Source organism: Halobellus sp. Atlit-38R (genome assembly GCF_003665925.1).
Taxonomy (GTDB): domain Archaea; phylum Halobacteriota; class Halobacteria; order Halobacteriales; family Haloferacaceae; genus Haloquadratum; species Haloquadratum inordinatus.
In genome coordinates, this window is sequence record NZ_QXIJ01000120.1 from 1 (window position 1) to 620 (window position 620).

A 620-nucleotide genomic window follows, 5' to 3' on the forward strand; every position below is an offset into this window, starting at 1 on the left:
ATGGTGTTCCAGAGCTTCAACCTGTTCGCGCACCTCACCGCGGTCGGCAACGTCGCGCTCGGGCCCCGGCGCGTGCTCGGGCTCTCCGAGGACGCGGCTCGGGACCGCGCGGCGGACCAGCTGGAGCGCGTCGGGCTCGCCGACCAGCTCGACTCGTACCCCGCGGAGCTGTCGGGCGGCCAACAGCAGCGCGTCGGGATCGCCCGCGCGCTGGCGATGGAGCCGAAGCTCATGCTGTTCGACGAGCCGACGAGCGCGCTCGACCCGGAGCTCATCGGCGAGGTGCTGGAGGTGATGCGCGGGCTGGTCGACGACGGGATGACGATGCTCGTCGTCACCCACGAGATGAGCTTCGCGCGGGCGGTCGCCGACGAGGTCGTCTTCCTGGACGACGGCCGGGTCGTCGAGCGCGGACCGCCCGAGCAGCTGTTCGAACGCCCCGAGAAGGACCGGACCGCCCGCTTCCTCGACCGCATCGCGAGCCACGAGTGATGGCGGGGGCGACGCGACCGCGGACGGTCGGCGAGCGCGTGGCCGACGCCGACGAGTCCGCCGGCCGGATACTGCTGGTCGCCGCCGGCGCGCTGTTCTGGGGCTGGCTCGTCGTCAGCTGGGGCAAC

1 protein-coding gene and 1 pseudogene are annotated in these 620 nt (G+C 72.9%); both read left to right on the forward strand.

Annotation, left to right across the window (positions count from 1 at the left end; translation table 11 throughout):
- A partial coding sequence (locus D3D02_RS18425) for an amino acid ABC transporter ATP-binding protein (RefSeq protein WP_147435722.1) occupies positions 1-492 on the forward strand: 492 nt, incomplete at its 5' end.
- A pseudogene (locus D3D02_RS21570) lies at positions 492-620 on the forward strand (amino acid ABC transporter permease); the annotation flags it as partial. The gene D3D02_RS18425 and the pseudogene D3D02_RS21570, both read left to right, overlap by 1 nt.